Origin of the sequence: Algoriphagus boritolerans DSM 17298 = JCM 18970, from assembly GCF_900108085.1 — a bacterium.
Classification (GTDB): Bacteria; Bacteroidota; Bacteroidia; order Cytophagales; family Cyclobacteriaceae; genus Algoriphagus; species Algoriphagus boritolerans.
Genome location: NZ_FNVR01000001.1, coordinates 123,900 through 147,249, shown reverse-complemented (window position 1 = coordinate 147,249; position 23,350 = coordinate 123,900). Strand labels below are relative to the sequence as shown.

At 38.6% G+C, this 23,350-nt stretch carries 18 protein-coding genes; all 18 read right to left on the bottom strand.

Annotation, left to right across the window (positions count from 1 at the left end):
• Window positions 1-139: 139 nt before the first annotated feature.
• Window positions 140-1,123: a Gfo/Idh/MocA family protein gene (locus tag C4S61_RS00620; protein ID WP_103922861.1), complete on the bottom strand. Its 984-nt coding sequence runs from the start codon at window positions 1,121-1,123 to the stop codon at window positions 140-142.
• A 772-nt stretch (window positions 1,124-1,895) separates the two neighbouring features.
• Window positions 1,896-2,816, bottom strand: a complete 921-nt coding sequence (locus C4S61_RS00615) for a glycosyltransferase family 8 protein (RefSeq protein WP_160111183.1) — start codon at window positions 2,814-2,816, stop codon at window positions 1,896-1,898.
• Window positions 2,817-3,006: 190 nt separating this feature from the next.
• Window positions 3,007-4,083, bottom strand: coding sequence for a hypothetical protein (locus tag C4S61_RS00610; protein WP_103922859.1), 1,077 nt, complete (start codon window positions 4,081-4,083; stop codon window positions 3,007-3,009).
• Window positions 4,080-4,883, bottom strand: coding sequence for a glycosyltransferase family 2 protein (locus tag C4S61_RS00605; RefSeq protein WP_103922858.1), 804 nt, complete (start codon window positions 4,881-4,883; stop codon window positions 4,080-4,082). The genes C4S61_RS00610 and C4S61_RS00605 overlap by 4 nt, the downstream gene beginning before the upstream one ends.
• Window positions 4,880-6,052, bottom strand: coding sequence for a glycosyltransferase family 4 protein (locus C4S61_RS00600; RefSeq protein WP_103922857.1), 1,173 nt, complete (start codon window positions 6,050-6,052; stop codon window positions 4,880-4,882). The genes C4S61_RS00605 and C4S61_RS00600 overlap by 4 nt, the downstream gene beginning before the upstream one ends.
• Window positions 6,053-6,082: 30 nt before the next feature.
• Window positions 6,083-7,519, bottom strand: coding sequence for an O-antigen ligase family protein (locus C4S61_RS00595; protein ID WP_103922856.1), 1,437 nt, complete (start codon window positions 7,517-7,519; stop codon window positions 6,083-6,085).
• A 3-nt stretch (window positions 7,520-7,522) separates the two neighbouring features.
• Window positions 7,523-8,587, bottom strand: coding sequence for a glycosyltransferase (locus C4S61_RS00590; protein ID WP_103922855.1), 1,065 nt, complete (start codon window positions 8,585-8,587; stop codon window positions 7,523-7,525).
• Window positions 8,584-9,705, bottom strand: coding sequence for a glycosyltransferase family 4 protein (locus tag C4S61_RS00585; protein WP_103922854.1), 1,122 nt, complete (start codon window positions 9,703-9,705; stop codon window positions 8,584-8,586). The genes C4S61_RS00590 and C4S61_RS00585 overlap by 4 nt, the downstream gene beginning before the upstream one ends.
• Window positions 9,698-10,843, bottom strand: a complete 1,146-nt coding sequence (locus tag C4S61_RS00580; protein ID WP_103922853.1) for a glycosyltransferase family 4 protein — start codon at window positions 10,841-10,843, stop codon at window positions 9,698-9,700. Before C4S61_RS00580 ends, C4S61_RS00585 begins: the two co-directional genes overlap by 8 nt.
• Before the next feature lie 2 nt (window positions 10,844-10,845).
• Window positions 10,846-12,231 (bottom strand): hypothetical protein, encoded by a 1,386-nt coding sequence (locus tag C4S61_RS00575; RefSeq protein ID WP_103922852.1) that lies wholly within the window; start codon window positions 12,229-12,231, stop codon window positions 10,846-10,848.
• The gene (locus C4S61_RS00570; RefSeq protein WP_103922851.1) at window positions 12,228-12,887 is read right to left on the bottom strand and encodes a CatB-related O-acetyltransferase; all 660 of its coding nucleotides are present in this window, start codon (window positions 12,885-12,887) and stop codon (window positions 12,228-12,230) included. Before C4S61_RS00570 ends, C4S61_RS00575 begins: the two co-directional genes overlap by 4 nt.
• Entirely contained in the window at window positions 12,888-13,901 is a 1,014-nt protein-coding gene (locus tag C4S61_RS00565) for a glycosyltransferase family A protein (RefSeq protein WP_103922850.1), read from the bottom strand.
• Window positions 13,898-15,007, bottom strand: a complete 1,110-nt coding sequence (locus C4S61_RS00560; RefSeq protein ID WP_200820514.1) for a glycosyltransferase family 4 protein — start codon at window positions 15,005-15,007, stop codon at window positions 13,898-13,900. Before C4S61_RS00560 ends, C4S61_RS00565 begins: the two co-directional genes overlap by 4 nt.
• 2 nt (window positions 15,008-15,009) lie before the next feature.
• A complete protein-coding gene (locus C4S61_RS00555; RefSeq protein WP_103922849.1) occupies window positions 15,010-16,809 on the bottom strand; it encodes an ABC transporter ATP-binding protein in 1,800 nt (599 codons plus the stop codon).
• A 51-nt stretch (window positions 16,810-16,860) separates the two neighbouring features.
• Window positions 16,861-19,221 (bottom strand): GumC family protein, encoded by a 2,361-nt coding sequence (locus C4S61_RS00550; RefSeq protein ID WP_103922848.1) that lies wholly within the window; start codon window positions 19,219-19,221, stop codon window positions 16,861-16,863.
• A gap of 4 nt (window positions 19,222-19,225) precedes the next feature.
• Window positions 19,226-20,035 (bottom strand): polysaccharide biosynthesis/export family protein, encoded by an 810-nt coding sequence (locus tag C4S61_RS00545; protein WP_235009707.1) that lies wholly within the window; start codon window positions 20,033-20,035, stop codon window positions 19,226-19,228.
• Between the two features lie 77 nt (window positions 20,036-20,112).
• Window positions 20,113-21,417 carry a nucleotide sugar dehydrogenase gene (locus C4S61_RS00540; RefSeq protein ID WP_103922847.1) on the bottom strand — a complete coding sequence of 435 codons (1,305 nt, stop codon included), beginning with the start codon at window positions 21,415-21,417 and terminating at the stop codon, window positions 20,113-20,115.
• A gap of 237 nt (window positions 21,418-21,654) precedes the next feature.
• Window positions 21,655-23,349: a capsule assembly Wzi family protein gene (locus C4S61_RS00535; RefSeq protein ID WP_103922846.1), complete on the bottom strand. Its 1,695-nt coding sequence runs from the start codon at window positions 23,347-23,349 to the stop codon at window positions 21,655-21,657.
• Window position 23,350: the final 1 nt, after the last annotated feature.

Sequence of the window (23,350 nt, the reverse complement as noted above, 5' to 3'; positions counted from 1 at the left end):
AAAAAGGATTTTGATAAGAGGGTACTTGGAAAAGACAACGCAAATTTCAGACATTCAAAATTACCAATTAACAGCAGGCAATTATTGGGAAGAATCAGGTTAAATGTCAAAGCTAAAGTCTACGGTTTGGAAAGGGAAATTACAACCTGACAAAAATATGGGATTCTGAAGATTTCTTTGCAGCCAAGACCATTTTTAAAGTCTCCAATCCTTCTGAAAAACCAGTTAACCGTTCATCCTCCTGCTTTTGCATAAAGGCCTGAATAATTCTCAAAAATCTGTCATTCCTTTCAAAGTTACTAAAATCAAAGGTTTGAATAGTTCCCTTTTCGTCAGTCCAAAGCACTTTTTTTGTGGCAAGATCCCAAAGTAGTGAACCCTTAGTCCCTGTAATATGGCAAAATCGGGTCAGATTACGCTGATGATAATCCAGATGAAGCGTTGCTGTCAGACCTGAATCATACTTAATCAGAACGTCAGCGAGATCCTCTGTCTCAATTTCAAGTTCGGGGTTAGACTGATAAAATGCAGCTAAAGTCGAGACAGGTCCAAAAAGCCAAAAGAGGTAATCAAACTCATGCACTAAGTCGAGTAGCACTCCACCTCCTTTTGTTTTGAGGGCACTGCTGCCGAGCCGATGATCTTCATGTGGTCTCCAATCAGGAAGGTATTGACCGACAAATGCTGTTGCGCTCAGTACCCGACCAATTCCACCTTCTTTCAGAATTTCATTGACTTTATTTAATCCGGGATCAAAACGAAGATCAAAACCCAAGAAAATATTTTGGTGAGGCTGGAGAATATTCATCACATCCTCTATCCCTTCCAATGAGTGGCTGACAGGCTTTTCCAAAAAAACCGAGGGAATTCCTGCTTGTAAAACAGGAATCAGATCATTCAAATGCTTGGCTGTAGGTGAACAAATCAGTGCATGAGTGAAATCAATCGTGTTAGGAATTTCTTGAAATTTAGAATAAACGGGGAAATCAGGCCAATGAGAGGGAAAAACTTGTCTTTGGGTGATCAGGGTTATGTTTTTGAAACCTAAAGACAGCAAATTAGAAACGTGTCTAACACCAATAGAACCCAACCCTATCACTATAATATTGACTGAAGTATTCAACTTAGATTGATTTTTTACAGTATTGATTGATAGAAAATTTCATTTTTTTTAATTTAAACCAATATTATTACCAAAAAACTTTTAAAAATCAAGAAGGATTGAGGCTACTACTGCCTGCAAAGTATTAAAACCAAGTGTATTGATATATATTTTTTAGGTGTTTTATGTTGGATTTATTTTGTGATGACATGAGCAGGATATGAAGGGTTGATGGCTTTATTCCTCAATTAATCGAAGATTATTTAATACTGACGAAAAGAAAAAAAAGAATTCTCCGATATGCCTTGGTTTCGGTGGTGAATTTCCTTTTACAAGACAGACGGCGGTGATCTATCTCTCAGTAATAGTGGCGGATTTGATTTTTGTTTATTTCCATAGGAAGATTTTTTGAAAGGAAAACAAAGCAATTATAGTTTCTTCCTTGTTTTGGTTAGGATTGAACATACCCTCTATTCAGTAAAATTATCTTATTAGTTTTAATAACAAAGACACCAAATCTCAATTGGGAATGACACGTGTTCAGAGACAATATTCTTTTTTTTTACCTCGTAGCCAACGATGGTAAAATTCCTCAATTTAACCATGTCAATTGGGATGAAACCTAGGAATACGTTGGAGTAAATGGTCATTAAAGCCATCAAAAAACCAGTTTAAATAGGTCCAAGTAGGCCTCTGTCCAATTGTGAATTTAATTAATCAATTAGCTCTGCTTACAATAAACCCTCACAGATCTTAAAGGTATGTTCGCTTAAATTCAAAATTTGGAAGTATTTCAATCCCTTCTCTGAAAAATCCAATTTTTTATGTTTTGCTTCAGACTGTTAGGAAAAAGTCTTTTGATATGATCCAATGGAGTCATGCCTTCGGGAAAACTCATGGCAAAGGGCGAATCCTTCTGATACTTCCAATACAATGATTTAAGTGGATGGGGGTTAGTATAATGCCATGGCTTACTTGGACCTGTAAAATGGATCAATATGGGGGTATTTTTAGCTTCATGGATTTCTTCTGCTGTCCAGTCTGTACAATTTAAGTCAAAGTCTTCCCTGTAAACAATGGACTGTTGATTCAATGCCGGCGGTAACCTTTGCCAGTTTCCATCTAAAACAGCATTTAAGGCACATTGATCCACAAATCTTATTTTCTCGGGATTTTGGGAGATGAATGCAATGGCTTTGGAGCCTATCTCCTGCTTTTTCCAAGCCTCGGAATCGACCAGCATCACCCCGGAATTAAAATATCTGGCTCCCACACTCATTCCCAATTCCTTTTTCCACTTGAATATAGGATCTTCCACCGCTGCAAGTACTTGGTCTGAGAGGTTTACATCCAAAAGCGGAAGAAGAGATCCGTAACAAATGATATCCGAATCCAAATAAATATACTTTGGGTCTGAAATCAATTGAGGGATCAAAATCCGAAAATAATTGGCAGGTGAAAAATGGTGTAAAATGGGAAAATCCGAAAAAGTGGATTCATCAACGAGAACTACGGTAATCGTAGATCCTTGGGAAAGGATCTTACGGTTTACTTTTTCTGTCCAGTCGCCATCATCAGAAGAGCAAAGCAGGTAAAACCTAAAGAAATAACTCGGGTGATTAGCCATTACCGATGTCATGGTGACTATTGCAAAGTTTTTGAACTTTCCGTCCGCGCAAAATACAATCGGTATTGGAAATTCCTTTTTATTCAATTTCAGTTGGTTGGAAATATGGATATATGCTATTCTGTTATTACACGAAAGTTCTCATTAAGATAGGCTAAAAGATCGAAGACCGAATAGGGTTTGAAATTAGAATTTGAGTATTCATCCTTTTATTGGAGTTAACTATTTGCTAGTAAGTGGATATAAAGTAAACATAACATGTTCCAATCCAACTATCTCAGACGTTAAGTTCTCTTACAAAACATATCCCAAAGCGGGAATGATGGATTAAATGTCGGGTATGAGCACTTCCTGTATCTTTCAAATCCTGGATATGATCACCTCCGTATAGAAATCCAATCTGGATTTTGGAATAATTTTGATTGACTTCCTTCCAAAAAGGTAAATCAGGAAGGCTTCCTAAGGCGGGTTCGTCCAACCCAATTTTACCAAAAAGGATAAAGTCCCACTTTTTCTCCAAAATAGAACTTTTAATTTCCTCATCGCTCCAATCAATCAATTCCTCAGGATGAATTCGCTGAAGTCTCCTTGTAAAGCCGAAACCTCTTCCATAAAGTTTTGAAGCTTCTTCTTCCGGAAAATCTTCGTAACTAAATTTCAATTCAGGATAGGAAATACAGACTCCCCCTGATTCCTTCAAAACCCGATTGAGTCCTATGAAAGTAAACTCCCTGGAGTAGTTAGGACGAGGATCACAGGTCAATAAGAGTATCTTAGCATGAGTTGGAAGCTTTGTTATTTCCAAAAACCTTTTTCCCATTGCCTCGGTAGAAGCGTGATTTCTGGAATATTCCAAAATTTGTGAAGCTATTTCCTGATATTGTTCTTTCTGTTCTTGGGTATCTTTCCATGGGACTAAGTCCTGATTAACCTGCTTAAGTAATTTTTTAGGAAGATTTTCCAAAGTCCCATTAGGGCAGGAATCAATGTCTCGAAATACTGGCAAGCATCCATTAGCTATGATTTCAAGATGTCTCAAGCAATCCCATCCCCCTTTTTTCCAGGTGAATGCAAATCGTGCAGACTGATACATTTCAAAATAGGCCTCTTGTGTTTCAAACCTGTAGGTTTCTCTAAATCCGGGAATGACTTCAGCCCAAACTTTATTCTTAAAAGGAATAGAATCTACAAATAGCTCAGAGGGAAAAGAATATCCAAAAGGATAGATGTATTTTTTCTGTTCCGAGAGGTTGAAATAAGCAGGATAAAATCGATTTAAAACTCGAAAAAATCGGGTAATAATAGCCTCAATGTAGGTTATGGATTTAGCTCTTACTTTATCGAAGAAATTCAATTGTTCGATTTGTTTAAATCAGATAGTTGTTTGAGTAAGATGAGCCTTTTACCGACACCCTTCCAGAGATATCTCCCAAAATAAAAAGCAGCCACCGGAAAAGCGATTTTTTCAATTTCTGTTAATACTTTCCATAAGTCTGCAGCATTTCCAAAAAACGAAGTGGACTGTGAACCCTGTCTGAATCGATAATTTGAAAGTGGAAGATTAATTCCTTTGGCTTTAAAACCCTGTTTCAATATTCGAAGATGAAACACATAATCTTCGGCTTTAACCACATTGGCCTCCACAATTGGGATTTCAACCTGATCTCTATCGATCATCAGGGTGATTATGGAAAACGCTGGATTTCCGAGCAATTGCCTGTAGCTGACTTCTTCCTGAAACTGGACATTTCCTTTGCCCATGAAATCTCCAGCCTCAGTTATCCGCTGAAACATGGTAAAGGAAACCGGTATATTTCCAGCTAGCATAAAGGCGACTTGAGTGCTTAGTTTTTCCGGTTCAAAGGTATCGTCTGAATCCAAGAAGCAAAGGAATCTACCTGTTGCGGTTTTAATTCCAACGTTTCTGGCTACAAGAGCGCCACTGTTTCGATCTAGGGAAATGACTTTGATTCTTGGATCCGAGTCCGCGTATCCCCTACATACTTCTACAGAATTGTCAGTCGAGCAGTCGTCAATTAACAATAGCTCCCAATGGGTATAAGTTTGATTAATGACTGAATCAATCGTCATCCCGACAAATTTATCGGTATTGAACACCGGAACGATTACAGAAATCAAGGGGCTTTGGCTCATTGAGAGGTCTGAATTTCTATGGATTTTTTAACAAAATCCGCAAAAGCTTTGCTCCAGAATTGAAGGGAGTTTTTTTGAAATTCCTCACTGAGGTTTTTGCTAATTCGGAAATAAAGCTCAGGATCGGAGGAGAGTCTGAGGGCTGCTTCAGCCAGTTCTTCAGGTTCTCCGGGTCTCACAAAAAGACAGGTATCTTCATGCTTAAGTTCATTTGCTATACCTCCCACCTCAGTGGAAACCACCGGTAAAGCGAAGGCTCGAGCTTCATTAATGATCTTTGGCAGTCCTTCGCTATAGGAGGATATCATCAAAAGGTCGTGGTCTCTGTAAGCATCAAAAAGTGTAGTACCGAAAGGCACATAGCCTTTAAAGGTGATTAAGTTACTTAGTCCGAGGAATTCCACCTGTTTTGTCGCTGCTTCTTTTGAGATGCCTTCGCCAATGATGCTGAGACTAACATTTTTCTTTTGGGCAATCAATTTTACTGCCTGAATCAGGATATTCAATCCCTTTTCTGGTTCAAGTCTGCCTACAAATAATAGTTTAACTGAGTCAAAATTCTGTCCACTTCTGGGTAAAACTGCAAACTCTTTTGGAACAATGGAATCGCTGATAAAGGTGGAGGCTTTAAAGTCAGGCGAAAGTCTTTGATACATTTCTTTCCCCACAGTAACTAATATAGCGTCAGGGTGAAAAAATGAAGCGTATCGATAAACTATTCGAGTAAAAAGAATTCCGATTGCCCGTTGGATTCCGCTATACCGCACCCGAATCAGTGCTTCCAAGTTTTGCCTGACAAAAAGAACAACGGGTTTTTTTGACCCAATCATCCAAAGGATTAGAAAACTGATGGGATGAGGCCAAGTAAGCCAAAAAAGGTCAAAATCCTTCAGCTGACTTTTCAAGAGTTTATAGGATTTCCAGAGAAGTCCAGGATTCTTCAGGAAATCAGCCACGCTGGAATAATAGGGAAGTTCCAGAAAGTGATTGGCTTGATCCGAAAAAAAGTAAAATCCTTCTGAAGATTCAGGGGAAAGCCTAGAGCCTAACTTAAAACTTTCAAAATGATCTTGGCAGGTAGCTTTAATAAAAAGAATGTGAGAATCGTCGGCATAAATTGAAGTATTCTTTTTTTTGAGAATAAAATCGTTATAAGCAAAAATCTTCATAGAACTAATCCTAAAAATTAAAAATCTTGATTATTTAACTTCCAAAATTTTGTAAGTAAGATCTTCTTGTTGTACAGGTAGATTCTTTGGTTTAGCGGCCTGACTGATTCCCACGCAAGAGATCCCCATCAAAAGTGGTGTGATATAAGTTCTGGTAGCTGAATGGAATGTTGCCAAAAAACCAATAATGAAAAATGCAACTAATAATCCCTTACTAATATTTTCAGGAGCCCTATTTCTATTAAGAACAAATATTCCTAAGAATAAGAGAAAGATGATCAGACCTAAAGAACCATGCTCAGCCAAAAGTCGAGAAAGTTCTACGTGGGGCGCATAGCCTTTGTAGTCATCTCTCAGAAAGGCGGAGGCCCCTACTCCTACTCCCATCCCGGGATATTCTGCAAAGAGCTTAACATCCTCAAGGAAGATGTCTGATCTATTGGTGGTAATTTTATTCAGATTTTTATCCGCACTGCCAGCCAAGGTTCCCTGAGTTTCCCCTTGATATCTAAGCAAAAGCATTCCTCCTGTAATGCTGTTGGCGACGATCATTACCACAAAAAGCATCACGCCAAGAGGAATCACATATTTTTTAAAATTCGGGATTGCTAAACTCCTTCGCTCTTTTAAAGAAAGTCTTGTGAGGTAATACATTAAGATTAATATCCCGAAGAAACCTCCAATCATACCCCCTCTGGAAAAGGTAAGCAGACCTTGAATAGTAAGTAATGCAAGGACTACGATATCCAGCATTTTATATCCGGTAACCCGATAACTCAAAAGAATACAGGAAGCCATCAAAAAAACTCCTAGACCAAGGATAGTAGATACCTGATTGGAACCAAATCCTCCTGCGGTTGCAAAATTTGCTCCCAAGCTAAACTCCACTGAATCCAAATCAGGTGTCTTGATAATAGTATAAACCAAAACGGATAGGATTGGATAAAGCATAAGTTTAGACCAACTAATGAGTATTTTGAGACTGATTTTCAAAGAGGAGAAAAACCAAACTGCTACTCCAATATTCAAAAGACCTAAAAGATTGAATTTGATATCATTAAATACCACGTTACCGCTTTCATCAAAAAATGCTGCGGGGAGCGCCAAAATGACAATAATAAGACCCAGACTCCCCTTTGCTGTAAAATTTCTGGAAATCATCAATCCAAAGGGACATAAAAAAAGTAAAATGTATTTGCCTAACTCATAGGGCAAAAAAGGATCTGCTTGCGCCAACCTTCCCAAAGCTTCAAATGAGGCAAAGTAAATAATGATTTCTGCGACTAGTCTTGGACGATCTTTGGAACTAACACTAAAAAGATTAATAGAAGAATATAGGAGTGCTAAATAGAAGAACCCAATTACAGGGAACTTATTGATGGTTGAAGCCACTCCCAACAAAATATGAACTAGAAACCAGAAAAAAGAAAATTTAAATTTTTTAAGTTCTGCTAAAAAAACGCTCATTTTTTAGTTCTGATTTAATAATGTGCTATACTCTTTAAAAAAATTGTCACCCCCAAACTCGGATATTACTTTTTCTTTAAAGCCTTCCGCTTTAAATAAGGCCTCTTCCTGGTTTTTAATCATCTCCATCATTTGGCTTTCTAAAGAAATTGGATCATTTGGAGCAGCCAAATATCCATAACGCCCATCACCCAACAACTCAGGACAAGCTCCAACCGCAGAACACAAAACGGGAACACCACTGATTCCAAGCTCCAAAATAGAAACTGGTAACCCTTCTACATCAGAAGAAAGCACCGCAAACCTTGCTTTATCAAACCAATTTTTTAGTGAAATTACTGGTCCTGTAATTGTTGTTTTTTCTTCCAAATTTTCTGACTGAATTAATATTTTTAAATCCCTAAGGTACTCTTCATCCTCGCAGGTACCAATCAAGGCTAGCTTTAGCGCAGGATTTAATTTAGCCACTTTAGAAAAAGCTAAAACCAAACTCCTGTGATTTTTGGGCTTTTTGAGATTAGCCAAGGAGATGATCCAATTATTTCTCCTTCGGTCTACTGGTTGATCAGAAATCTTGTCAGGAAAATTACCAATAAATTTACATTTGGGAATACGGGGAAGTTCTTTTTTGACCCAGTCCAATAAATCCAAATTAACTGCAATCACAATGTCAATTCTATTTTGGACAAATTTTACCTGTTTCCCAAAACGACCATTTTCAGACGAAAATCCTCCATAGTGAGCGTGCCATAAAATCTGAGTTTTAGGGAGGAAAACCCCTAGGATCGATGCCCAAAAAATAGAAGAGTCATGTGCATGGATTACAGAAGGATCAAACGCTCTGATTTTTTTCAGTAAATCAAAGAATGTAAGAAAATCCAAGGTTCCCTTTTTGGAAAGAATCAATAAGGAACTTTGATCTTTGACTAAAACTTCCAAAGGGCCTCCTTTTCGGGAAGAAATGAGCAAATTAGGAATTCCCTTTTCAGTCAATAAATTAGCCAAATTTACGGCCATTCTTTCTCCTCCCCCGATATCAAGCGAGTCTATCAGTTGAACGACTCTCATTCAAATTTTTCGATTTCGGCCTGAAATTTCTCTAAATTATAGGCTCTTGCCCAATTCATGGCTGCTGTACTGGTCTTCTGAAATAGCATTTCATCTTTCAAAAAAGAGCGGATTGTCTGATAGATTTTTTCAGGATCTTTGGAAAGAAGGACACCCCGTTCACCGTTTTTACCGACCATCTCCGGAACACAGCTTACGGCGGAGGTAAACGGCACACATCCCCAAAACATAGCCTCAGCCACTGCTTTGGGCCAACCTTCAGTCTGAGAGATAAATATCAAAAAATGAGATTCTTTTAGGATTTCTTTGATTTCAGCTGCGGTGACATTCCCCAAAAAAGTAACATGATCTGAAAGTCCTAATTCTTCCGAAAGTTCCTCCAATTCCCGACGCATCACCCCATCTCCACAATAGGTAAACTCAAAATCAATCTCATTTTCAACTAATATTTTACTTAAATAAATTCCTATTTCAGGATTCTTCCCATCATAGATAGCCCCGATGTAAACCAATTTCAGTTTCTTTCTCAGAGGAATTTTAAATACAGGTTCTTCCTCCTCTTTTCGGTAACTGGCTGTAAAAAAAGGAACAACATTGGAGGAATTATCGGGCCAATTTCCATACACCAGTACTCTGGCATTTCGCGTAAAACGGGTTGAATTGGCAATCCATCGTTGGATTTTGTACGTCAGGGGTTGGATAGATTTAGGATCCCAATTTCCTGCATATTTGATGGTTTTGAATTTAAAAGGAAAGAGTACCTGAACAAACATCGCCAAGAGCCCCATATTGCCCGGGATTCTGATATGGATGTGGTCAGATTTCCACATTTCCATAAAAATCCGAATGAGAATATAGGGTACTTGTACCAGTGATTTGAATCTGGCTGTCCAAGACTGAATATGGTAGGCAGGTACAGATTCAAATTTTAAATTGGGATGGACATACGCCAAATCGATCTTTCCAGGCTGTTGTGAACTGATCAACGGGGCGAGGACAGTAACCTTCTCCTTATTTCGAATCCAGAGATTTATCTCTCTTACGTAAGGTCCATATGCATAGTATTTCCCATTTTTTGCATAATGATGTACACAGGTTATAATTAAAAAATTACGCATGAATTACTTGATTATAAAAGTTAACGTTTTCTTTGAGAATTTTACTCAAGCCAAAATTTTCTTCAATCGTTTTTCTTGCTGCCCGGGATATTTCCTTCTTTCTTCCCAGTGCCTGAAACGCTTCCCTGATTGCCTCAGCGATACTCGAAACCTCCAACGGATTGCAAAGAAATCCGTCTATACCGTGTTGGATTGTTTCGGGACCAGGTCCTTTATCGGTAAAAATCACAAGCTTGCCCATCGCCATCGCCTCTGGGGCCACCAATCCCTGAGTTTCCATGAAGGAAGGAAAAATACAAATTTCAGCACTTTCATAAATCTCAGGGATCTGATCATGAGGTACTGGATCGTGAAGTTGGATATGAGATTCCAGCCTTCCCTTAATCATCTCCCGGATCATATCTTTATATGAGTCACCATTTGAGAAGTACCAGTCTTTGCCATAGATGTCTAGGTGGACATTTGGAAATTGATCTTTGACCTGATCAATTGCCAAAACCAAATTCTTAACACCTTTCTTTTCACAAACAGTACCTACGAAAACCAAACTGTGCGGATTCGAATTAAAAGCATCCGAGGTGAAATTGAATTTATCGGTATCAATCCCATATCTAATTTTCTTTATGGGCTTATTATCAAAACTTAAAAGATTACCGGTATGCACTTTTACATAGTCAGATACAGCGATAAAGGCATCGGCTTTTTTAAAAGATCGTTTTTCCTGAAAGCCCTTCCAAAACTGTATTTTCCTGTTTTCGGATTCTGCAAAAAAGTGATGCCCTCCATGAAGTCGGATGATAAATTTCACACCTTTGGGTTTTTTCAAGAAAGCAAATGCCAGCTCAGATCCTTCCACTATGTTCAAGGGAGTATCTGCATGAATTTCTTGAAGTTTTTGGTTTAATCCTTTTGCAATAAACCACCAGTTGATTCCTTTTATTTTAGGGTTAGGAATCCGGATAACTCTAACTCCCTCAACTACAGTATCTTCCAAGGCATTAGAGTTATTTGCTCCTAAAACAGTCACGTTGATCCCATTTTTGGCAAGGATAGGAAGAAAAGTTTTCAAAAATACGCCGACTCCTCCGGGATTAAGACCTGGCTTTGGATATTCATGCGTTAAAAAACAGATATTCATAGTTATTTTTTTTGAAGTTGGAATAACCAATCAGCAATTTTTTGAGATGCTAAGATTCCTTCCTCCTCAAACACTATTTTTTGTTTCCATTTAATTCGATCCGGGCCAACTAGGAACGGAGACTCAATAGCCTGAATGATTTTGGATTCTATTTCTTGCGGGGAGTTGATCCACCCGACAGGATTCAAGCCGTCCATGGTCCTGAAATGTTGGAATTGATAAGTTCGTTTGATGGACCAATGATGGTCCGGCTTTACATCGTAGTTAACATAGAGACCCGGTTTATCAAATTGTGCAAAATCCAAGGCCATGGTTGATCCTACATTGATGACTGCGGCACTATGTCGGGCTAGATTTACCAATACCGCGATATCCTCATAGTATGGGAAGAAAGTGTTCCACATATTTCCTTGCTTCCATTTTGGCTTCATTAAGACAATATTGGGGTGCTTTTCCAAGACATCCACATATCGATGATGTCCTTCAACTGGAACCGGCCTAAACAGAATTTGAATATTTTTATGGACTTTTAAATTTTCTGCCAAGTCATTTAGATAGAGCGGGTCATGAGGGGAAGTCAGGCTATCATCTCCTGAGAAACAAACCCAGTGTTTATGAGCGTCTAATCCATTGCTTGCGGCAAATTCTTCCCGAGACTGGAAAACCTCTTGATTTTTATAAAAGTCAAATTGTGGTGTCCCTACGATATGAACACGTTGCTGGTCTATATTGGGAAAATAACATGCCAATTCCTCCTTCATATAAGCGGACCATACCAAGTAGTCATCCGCACGGACAGGAAGCCGACCCTTGGGCAAGTTATCCCAAGAAAATATTGCTGCTACCGTTTTGATGCCCATATCCTGAGCAGCCAACATCGCAATACCGGCATTTGGCATCCGCTGATGTGTACAGAAAAGGATGTCCGGATTAATATTTTTGAGTTCCTTTTTGTATTTAAAGTAGGCGTCAGATTTTCGGTTTTGGGATTTCACTATGTTCTCAACCGCAATGATTTGCTTATCTGATTTGATGGTTTTACCAAGCAGGGTTGCTACAAAATTCGATACTTTCCCCTTGGTTGTTTTTTTAGGAAGCCAATTGTCCATTAGGGTTGGATTTGCCAATTTTCTGGAATTAAGTGCCAGTCGGGCATAGCTGACACTGTCACGCAAAAGCTGAGCAATAGGGTCCTCCCGATGATTTACAAAAGGGAATTCACCGGGAAAGAATCCTGTATGCAGTTTTTTTGACTGGGTGATAACCTCCGGATCCAAGCCATGCCAGATCACAATCTCTGCTCCGGCAGCATTGAGAATTGGCAGAATAGGCGAATAAAGGTAGTTTCGAATACCTACTCCATCAGGAATCAAAAAACAAACTCTCATTTTAGGGGAATTAAGAAGTCTTGTATTGACTGGACTTCGTCTAAAGTTTGAAAAAAAAGTGGTTTGAGTTTCAGAATTTGATCTTCTGGCAAATCCCACCATTTTAGGAGCAGCAGCTCTCCTATAATTTTATCTGAAAACCGTTTTCTTAAAGGTTTTGCCGGATTTCCTGCTACAATGGTATAAGGTTCCACATTTTGCGTAACCACCGAACCTGCAGCCAAAATAGCACCATCCCCGACTTCTACCCCAGCCAAAACTATAACTCCATGGCCTACCCATACATCATTCCCGATACGGATAGGCTGTTCTGTCTTTAGAGCTTTCAGTTCCCCATTAAAGAGTTGTCTGTTGATGTAAGTGGTTAAATGGGAAATCGGGTGATTGGTGGAATGGAAAGCGACATCTCTTCCTATCTGGCAATATTTACCGAGAATGGCTTTACCTCCAAAATAATTATTTGTCCCTAAAGTGGTGCGGAAACCCAACAGAGTTTTATCAGCAAAGGCACAATTTTCAGGGATTAAATTTCCACCCCCAAATTGGACATGGTGAACGCCGGTGGTCCAAAAAGAGACTTGATTACCCTTACCTACGGTATAGGTAGGTTTGGATATACGCTGTAAAAAACGTCTGATTTTGTCTGATAGTGCCATTTAGTATTTCTCCTTCATCCCTAAAAATCCAAAGAACTGCCTTCTGAATCTATAAAAAAGATTGACCCACAGAAATTTTCCTACAAGGACAGCCAGCTTTGAGAGGGGTTTAGCTGAGGGGATGGAATACGTTTGTAGGTTTGATTTTTCAAATGACTTTAAATCGGCAAGTTTGTCCCACATCCAAGGAGCGGGAGTATTGCCCATATGGTAGGCAAAATTACCTAGGGTCGCTAATCTAAGAAACCCTGAACGGTCATTTGGATCATCCAAATATGCTTCTTCACTGCCACCTTGTACTCTAAATTCACATACTTTGGTAGGACTTTTTTCGAATACTTCCTTTCTAAAAGTGCCCACAAAGTGTCCACAGCCGATTACGGCTTCTCTATTTTTAGGATTGGAAATGACCAAATACTTTTGAAGGTGAATGGGATCGTAAAGTTTTGAGCCGACACTTTTTTGAAAATTATCCATTCCTTCAGGATCCTGCACATCCCTAAATCGGATTTTACCCTTGAACAGCCCATAGTACAAAGTGCTCCCGGTACTGTATAAATACCCTTTGCTACTGGGAACTGGGGAGACCATTCCTGCCTCAGGAAAATTCTCGAAAACGGCATAAGTTTCATCTTGCCAGTCCTTCAGAAATAAAACATCAGAGTCCGATATGGTTACAAGAGGCTCCAAGTTGCTTTTGACTATCGAATAAATGGCATTTATTTTCCCAAGATTTTCTTTGGTATAAAAAACCTGATCTATCAGAGGGTAGTCTTCTTTATAGGAATAAATCAATTGCTCTACCTCTTTACAGCAACCGTTGATAATGATAGAAATTCTTGTTTTGTCGTGACTTGTATACAATACGGATTCAAGACAAAGCTTAAATACTTTTTCGGCATGCTTAAAATATTCCTCTTCCAGATTAGGAATGTAAACAGAAAGTATTACCCGATGTGTGGACTCAAGTTGAATTCTGTTATCGGTTTTTGAGGGGTTTATACCTTGTCTCACGTATCAGACACTCCTTCCAACATATTTTTTATTTGTTTTTTAACCTGAAGGTTGGAATAATTCTCCAAGTACCGGGTACGAAGTGTAGTTTTATATTCAATAATTTTTTCAGGCGGAAGGGACGAATACCTTTTAATCTTTTCTATCAAATCTTCTGCCTTATCAAAAATCATTTCAGGGTCTCTAAGCCTCTCCCGCATTGCTCCTACGGGTCTGGAGAGAATGAGTTTTCCTGAGGCCATCGCTTCTATTCCGGTCATAGGGCCAGTTTCTTCCGAACTGTTGATTATCAGGGCATCTATTTGTGCGTAGAGCAATGCAATTTGATCAGGAGCTACAAAGCCAGCGATTTTCACGTTGGATAAACCCAAAGTATCGATTTGGTTCTGATAAGAAGTTTGAAGTTCACCGGTTCCAAAAAGGATCAAATTAAGGTTGGGGAGTTTGGCAAAAACATTGATAACTTCCTCCATCTGTTTTACTTCCATAAAGAGTCCAATCATGGCAAAAACCTTAAGATTAGCATCTATTTTCAAATGCAGAAGAAGTTTTTCAGCAAGTGTGGTTTGATCTATGTAAACTTTTGGAATACTATTTTCAAATCCATAAAACAATCCAGGTGCGTGAATGACATAATTTCTTGCAGCTTTACTTAATTTTTTGTGGTGATTTTTCAATATTGAAAAGTCATGGACAGTTCCTGTAAATCGGATTGAAACCGCGACAGGCAAGGATGAGTCAAAAATTTTGATCTCCCTTGATTGGTGGGTAATGAATAAGATGATGTGATTAAATGAACGGGCGAAAACTAACCATTTTTTTGAAGCATAAAAATTATCCCGCTGGTTTCGAAAAAATCTTGAAGACCAAACTCTCAAAATGAGATTTCTAAGTCCTGGGAACCAACTCCAAAAATTTGGAAAAACCAAATGAACCGATTCGACCATTTTTGCATTTTCCAACCCAAATCGGCTATTAAACATGGAAAAGACAGAAACATTGAACTGTTCTTCTTCCAAAAACCTGACCCAAACCCGCATTTCTTCAAACCTTCCGCCAATACCTTGGTCATTAATCGGCCCAACCAACAGAATTTTGGATTTCATTTTCAAAATTCCTGCAGCTTCACCATTCTGGAAAAATAAACGTCATCCCGGACCAGGGTATCAAAATCTCCGGAAGCACTAATCTCACCCTCCTTGACGAGATAGATCCTATTGACATTTTTTATGGTACTCAATCGATGAGCAATGAGGAGCAGAGTATATCTTCCCTGAAGTGAATTGATATTTTCCTGAATTACCTTTTCCGAATCACTGTCCAAGGCAGAAGTTGCTTCATCGAACACTATAATTTCGACCTCTTTGAATAATTCTCTGGCAATTGAAATCCGTTGTTTTTGACCTCCACTGGCTCTGACGCCATTGTCACCAAGCGGAGTATCCTCCCTCAATTCCAGGTTATTAATAAATTCGTTTAGGTTGGCCAGGCGAATGGCCATTTCGAATTTTTCAAGGTTTTGAGGATTTTTTTCAGCCCAAAAAGTAACATTGTTGAAGATAGTATCATTAAAAATTACCGGTTCTTGGGTAATATAGCCCACTTTTTTTCTCAGGTCATTTAGGTTAATCTTTGAACGATCCGTTTGATTTACTTTCAAAATTCCGGCAGTAGGTTCCAATAGTCCGACTATTAAATTGACCAAAGTCGTTTTTCCGCTTCCGCTTGGACCAACGAAGGCTATGGCTTCTTTGGGTTGGATGGTGACCCATATGTCTTTAAGGATTTCGATACCATCTTTGAATTTGAATCCAACTCCCTGTAGGCTGATTTCACCGATACCTGTAAAATCATCGTAAACTTTTTCATCTTCTTTTCCACCATCAAACATTGAAATCATTTCGGTGGTAGCCACAATACCTCCAAATTGGGAAATGAACATTTGCCAACTACTTTGAATACTGATCACATAATTGAGTGCTCGATAAAAGAACATCAAACTAAGCAGAATGCTGGATAATGTGCCTCCAAAAAAATTAATTTGGATAATGATCACAACGACTACAATGACCAAAATGAAAGGTTCTCTTAGACCATTTAATAGTGAATTATAAAATCCAATCCGCTTCTGAAGATTTTCAATGTCATGGATTTGGTTGACTAACTTGTTTTTGTACTTCCCAAAATAGGAAGTGGCCTTTAAGTATTTGAAGTGTTGAACTGCCTGAATTAAAAAAGATTGAAAAAGGTGTCCCTTTGCTGAAATATTAATGGAAGCGACTTCAGTTTTCTTAAAGAGTATTTTAAACACCAGGTTGGAAAGAAATCCCCCAAAACTGACCAAAAGCGCAAACTTCCAATCCGAGATAAACGCCATTCCGGTATAAACAAACAACAGGACAGCATGCTGAAGGGTATTGAAGTAACTGATAAACGCACCGGTCACTTTATAGACTTCGCCTGAAAGCGTATTTTGAATTCTGCCGGCATCTAAGCCCACAAAGTGTTGATAGCTTACTTGGCCCAAACCATCCAACATTTGAAATCTCAATTTCTTGACAAAAGCGATCTGAAGTGAAACTTTGAAATAGGAGTCTAGAAATTTAAAAAACCCTTTAACCAAGAACAAAAAAGTCATAAAAATCAGGATATTCCCTAAAGTGATTCCTATCCCCCAATTCGCCAGAAAATCAAGCAAAAATGCAAACTCTCCAAGTGATTCTGAAGTGGAATTAAGTTCTGGATCAACAGCTACCTCAAAAAGAGGGATAAACAATGCCAGACCAAATCCATCTAAAACGCCAACTAGAACACTCAGGAGTATCAAAACCAAAATTTTGTATCTCAGATACCCAAAGAAATAAGCGAAGTACTTAAAGTTCTTTTTTACTACTTTTTTTAGACCCATAAGATGAAAAAAGGGTATTGATAATACCCTTTTTCTATTGATTATTCTCTGTTATTTCTTCTTTTCATCATCATAATAGCCGTAACCATAGCCGTAAGAATATCCATAGCCATAAGTGACATTAGTTGATTCTACACCATTAAACACGGCTAATATATTCTTAAGCCCTTTATTGGTTTTAAGACCATTTACAGCATCCACAAATGATCTTTGAGAGTAATTTTGCCTAAAAATAAACAAACTGCAATCCACAATAGCCATAAGATCCAATGTCTCGCTGACCAATCCAACAGGAGGTGTATCGAGAATTACCACATCGTATAGTTCCTTCAGATTCTTGATCATAATTTCAAATCCCTCAGCAAACATCAATTCGGCAGGGTTTGGAGGGATTGGGCCGGAGACTACAATATCCAGATTTGGATATTTGGTAGTAGAAATAATCTCTTCCCATGTCTCTACCTGACCACTTAAGTAAGAGGACAGTCCAATTTCGTTTGTAAGACCAAAACTGGAGAAGATTTTTGGTTTTCTCATATCACAACCCACAAGGATAGTTTTCTTTCCAGTCAAACTATAGGCTGCAGCCAAGTTCATAGCACAGAAGGTTTTTCCCTCTCCCGAAATTGTAGAGGTTACCAAAAAAGTCAATTGCTTATCCTTGGGAAGGACGAATTTCATATTTGCTCTTAGAGACCGGAAGGATTCGGAAATCCCGGATTTCTTACTTTCAAAAACCACCAAATCTGAATCAGACTTATTCTTCAAAATGGTACCCAACATTGGAATCTTCAATTTGCTTTCAAAAAACTGGGCATCTTCGATTTTTGTTCTAAATAATTCCCGAGTTGCAATAATTGATATGGGGAAAAACAATCCGGCTAATAAAGCAAAAAGGTAGTTTTTAATCGGAGTTGGGCTGATTTGTATGCCACCCCTTGCAAGTTCAACAATCTTATTATTGGCCTCATTTGAAGCCTTGGAAATAGCAGCTTCAGCACGTCTTTCCATCAGGTAATTGTAGATATTTTCGCTGAGTGAAAATTCCCGCTGGATCCGAATTAAGTTCTGCTCGGTTTCGGGTAGGCTTTTAAATGAGTTTTCTATTTCAGTAATTCTGGATTGAATATCGGCCATCAATGATTGGGAATTGACGTCCACATTCTCCAAGTTTTCAATGATTGACTTGTTTAAGTCACTGATTTTTCTGTTGGCTTCCTTCACAGCAGGAGATGCTTCAGTTTGCGTGGCAAGCATTCTTGATTTTTCCGACTGTAGTTCCAAGAGGTTTTTGATCAATCCGTTTAGGAATGGATCTTCGATTCCGATTCCGGAAGGAACAATTACTTCAGAGTAGTTCTCACTAGTCAAATAGGTTTTTAGATTCCGATAGTAGTTTCTTTTGAATTTCTCTTGGGTTAATTGGTTTTCAAATTCAATCAATCGCTCGTAAACAGAACTACTCTCTGAACTTAGGTTGTAAATTTTGTTAGCTGACCTAAAGTTTTGAAGTTGATTTTCGAAGAAACGAAGGGAATCTGCCACGCCTGCTACCTGCGAATCGATAAAATCAACGGTCTTGCTAGCAGAGATATTTTTTTGCTCAAGTTCCATTTCAAGGACTGAGTTCATCAAGGTATTAAGATAAAGCTGCCCTTTGTTGAGATTAGAACAAACCAAGTTCAATTGCATGATCGAAGCACCTCGCTCGACCGGCTCTACTTCCAATGATGCTGAGTAGGAATTTGCCAACGAATTGAGATCTCTCAACTTAATAAGGATAGAACCTTTCGGATCTGGAGTGACCTTATGAATATTGATTTTTAGTTCATTGGTTTCAATCCACTCATTAAAAGCGCCCTTGATAGGCTCAGGTTGAAAGCCAAACCCAACTTTACTTCCATCAGGAAGGAGCTTGGTGTAATTCTCATCGATAAATTCCAGAGTGAAGGACTTATCATCTAGCCAAACCACTTTAATCAAGCCATCGATAGTCTGAGGAAACTTCCAGTCTACTTCCACCACCACAGGATTGTTAAGATAGATTTCGGTATTAGTAAATGATCCCTCTTGGAAGTATTCTACCTGAAAGTCCAATGTTTCCAGAACTCGCATTGCGATTGGCCTAGATTTAAGAATGATCACCTCATTTTGGAGTCCCATTCCTGAATTATCAATTAAAGAGGTCTGTCCAAATAAGGCAAGTGGACTTTCTTTTTCTTTAATAAAAAAAAGACTGTTAACCTTATATAATGGACTTGAAATTTTAGTATAGAACCATCCTAACAATAAACAAATAAAAATTGAAATGGCTATATAGAGCCATTTTTGAAGGATTTTTCTGTAGATGTTTTTTAATTCAAATGATGAATCTTCAACAGCAAAATCATTCTCATTACTTTCAAAATTCATAATATTATTGTCTTATAAGGGCAACGATAAGTGCAAAAGTAGAAACCGTGGAGGTAATCAAGGCAAGAGTCTGTATGAAATTTGTACCCGCTCCCAATTCTCTCACCTTCAATGGAGTCGCATAGAGCACATCATTCGAACGAATGAAGTAAAACTCAGATGATAACAAACTTTTATCATTCAAATTAACCTTGTGAATCTGAGATCCATCAGGATATTGACGTAACATAATGACCTCGTCTCTTTTTGCAATTGTTGTCATATCCCCTGATGCAGCTATTGCTTCAAAAATTGTCACTCTGTTTTGAAGGATGGTCACTTTTCCTGGATTATTAAATTCTCCGAGGGAACTGAATCTGATTCCTCCTAATCTTACTCTGACGAAAAAATCATCCGGAACAAAGTTTCTAACCTTCTCCTCAATAAGATTTTTGGACTCCTCAGCTGTCAATCCTACAAGTTTGACTTCCCCTACAAGCGGAATATCCACATATCCCTGTTCGTCCAATGTGTATCCGTTCATATAAAACAAATCTCCTCCATTTTGCCCCATATTCATTGCCATGTTGGTCTGGTCCCCAGAAACAATACTAAAGATCTGGTTTAGCTCTTCACTGGCAGTTTTAATTGTTATTTCAACGATGTCATAGTTTTGAAGCCGATACAATTCCTCTGCATAGGGGAACTTTTCACTTGAAGAAACTTTAGGGCTTTGGGAACCCAAATCCTGCATATAAATCAATTTTTTATTCGATACACAAGAGGAAAATCCCAGAACAGCTATTACAATCAATAATAATGAATATTTTTTCATTTTAAAAGTTTCAAATTTTCCGTGAAGTAAATCATTTTTTTATCTAAACAAAAACTCGTTTACCGCTTCAGGATGCCTTATAATCTTGCATCTACCTTACTTTTTCCCAAAATACCTTTCACGTCAAACACCACTTGTGAACTGGATTTTTCAATGTTTAAAGTCAAAAATTCCTTATGAGCCACAGCTAAGATCACTGCCGAATAATTTTGCAAAGATGGCGCTTTTTCTCCTGAAATAATGCTTATCCCATATTCATGTTTGACTTGGGAAGGATCAGCCCATGGATCATACACATCGACTTCCATATCAAAAGACCTCAGCTCAGTGTAAATATCTATCACTCGGGTGTTTCTCACATCAGGACAGTCCTCTTTGAATGTAAATCCAAGAATCAATACTTTCGAATCAATCACTTTAATGTCCTTTCGCATCATGAGTTTGATCACTTCAGTGGCTACATGTTTTCCCATGCTGTCATTGAGCCGGCGCCCAGCAAGAATGATTTCAGGATGATAGCCAACTTCCTGCGCTTTTTGTGCCAAATAAAATGGATCGACACCAATACAATGTCCGCCCACCAACCCAGGCTTAAATTTCAGGAAGTTCCACTTGGTTCCAGCTGCCTCCAATACCTCATGAGTATCGATACCCAAGAGGTTGAATATTTTTGACAGTTCATTGACAAAAGCAATGTTGATATCGCGCTGGGAGTTTTCAATGACTTTGGCAGCTTCCGCCACTTTGATAGAGGATGCCTTATGAGTACCTGCAGTGATCACTGTTTTGTAAAGCTGATCCACATATTCAGCGACTTCTGGGGTACTGCCTGAAGTAACTTTTAGAATTTTTGCAACCGTGTGTTCTTTATCTCCGGGATTGATGCGCTCTGGGGAATATCCCGCAAAAAAATCCACGTTAAATTTTAAACCCGAGACTTTTTCCAATACAGGAACACACTCATCTTCGGTGACACCCGGATAAACCGTCGATTCATAAATCACCACATCCCCCTTTTTGAGGTATTTACCAATGTTTTCAGACGCCTTGAGCATTGGGGTGAGAACCGGCCGGTTGTACTTATCAGTCGGAGTGGGCACTGTCACTATAAAGATCTGGCAATCTTGAAGCTCCGCAGAATCAAACGTAGGAAAAAGTCCATTTTGCCTTTCATTAACCCTACTTTTCAGCAAAACCGAGTTAAGCAAGTCCTCTTCTACTTCAAGTGTGAGATCCTTTCCTAAATGAAGATCTGCTATTCTCTTTTGATCAATATCAAACCCTACCACGGAAAATTTCTTAGCAAACTCTACTGCCAATGGCAGACCAACATACCCTAAACCTATAATTGCAATTTTACAATCCTTTATTGGTGTCAACATGAATTTGAATTTGGTTTGATAGTTAAAAACACTGTTAAAATTAAAGCTTCGCCCTTTCGGTCACAAAATGACTTAGCCGAAAATCTCATTTAGAACTGATTTTTTTTGCCAGGAAGGTCTTCAAACTTGTGGGATGAAGATTGACAGAGGTGGCAGTTCTTGGGCTTTATAATGAGTACCAAAATTACTCATTTTTGATAGACCCGGAAGTTGATTTCTTCTTAAATCTGAAATTTCTTACCGAAAATTATAAATCAATTTCAGGGAGGAGGAAAAAGTGAATTTCTGACTCCCTCCTTTGAAATCCACAGTAGAGGATGGTAATCCTTTCCATTGGTAATTTGAGGAGCTGACCAAGTGATTAGAGGAGCTAACAACCAACCCATTCCACTTAAAATCCCACAGGATCCCAGCCGAAAAATCAATCCAGGGCAATTGACTAGAAATTTCAGATTGAATTTGGTAATAAAAATCCTGATGATTTTCTATTCGCTGTAATAAAAGTCCAACCTTGGATATTCCTTTTACAATTGAGGCCTCCAGGATTTGGGCATTGGCTCCTACTCCGATTCCAGCACCCATTGACTCCCCAAAGTTGGAAAAGCCTCTTACCTGATAGTGTGTATTCCAACTAGTATTAATCACACCTAACTGCTCGTATCGGATATACCGATTGACTGATTCTTGCTGGTGAATAATTTCCCCACGAATCTGAACGAATTTCCCAGATTGGGGCAGCTGCATCAATTTTTGAAATCCCATGAGATATGCTCGGGCATGTTCAGGATTGAGAATAAACTCACGCCAGTTAAAATTATGGTCTCTTCTTCCAAATTCAGAGTATACTTCAAATTTGCCCTTGACACTTTTAAACCTAAAAAAAACAGATACCTGCTGATCTTGAGCTAACTGATCATAGATGACGGAATTCCCTGAGGTAAATAACTTTTCCTTTTGGAATGTCTCAAATACAGGCACTCTGCCCTGAAAGGTTTTCACTACATCTTTATTGTATTGTTGAAAAGTGCGGTTAAACCCTAGGGTTATGTTTTTCAGAAATGAAGGTTGGTAAGCAACTGAAATTCCATTCACATACCTCCAGTCTCCATTGAAAGGCCTGAAATATTGGTCATTTAACAGATTGTTTTGAGTAGGTTCCAAACCCGAATCCTCTGCCCGTCCAAATATCATTTGAGCCTCCAAAAAACCAATTCCAATATTCGCAGGCGATTTTGTCTTAATGAAAAAGTGCTTCATTCCTCTCGCATTGTCGCTGAAAATGAGTGCTGAAAACTGACCCGGTCCCCACCAAATATTCTGCGTACTAAAACCCAGCTCAGCCTTACCAAAAGTCAATGAAACGTAAGATTGACCCCAGGAAGCAAACCGATTGAATTCTGCTCCTTGAAAGCGCTCGGGATGATCGCCAAAATTCCAAAACCTGAATCGAGCGAAATTTGAATTATCTGAGAATTCACCTGAAAACCCTTGAAAATTTTTATTTTGACTAAATACAAACTCTGGCCTGAGCTGAATCTCGAGAAAATGAAATTTGAGAAAAGCACCCGGCGAGACCATTGTCTGAAATCCAGCTCCATTTTGAAGCCCATAATTTCCCCAACCAAAAGGTCGGTTGGAATTATATACGGTCGTGTTTAACAGCGGAAGAATCTTTACTGATTTTCTTGGGATTTTTAAATAATTTATCAAACTATCTTTTTTAATTTCTTTGGCAATCAATGAATCTGAAATTTGCTGTTCCCAAATTATTGGCCTAGATCCAAAAGAGTATTTGTGGTAACCCGTACCCAAAAGTTGGCTTCTTCTGGCGACTTCTTCCCAAACAGGAAAACCTGCGGGTAAAGTCTGAGACCTTAAGGTCCCAGGAAGTATAAAAAAGGAGAGAAGAAAGAAAAAATAGGACCGATTCATA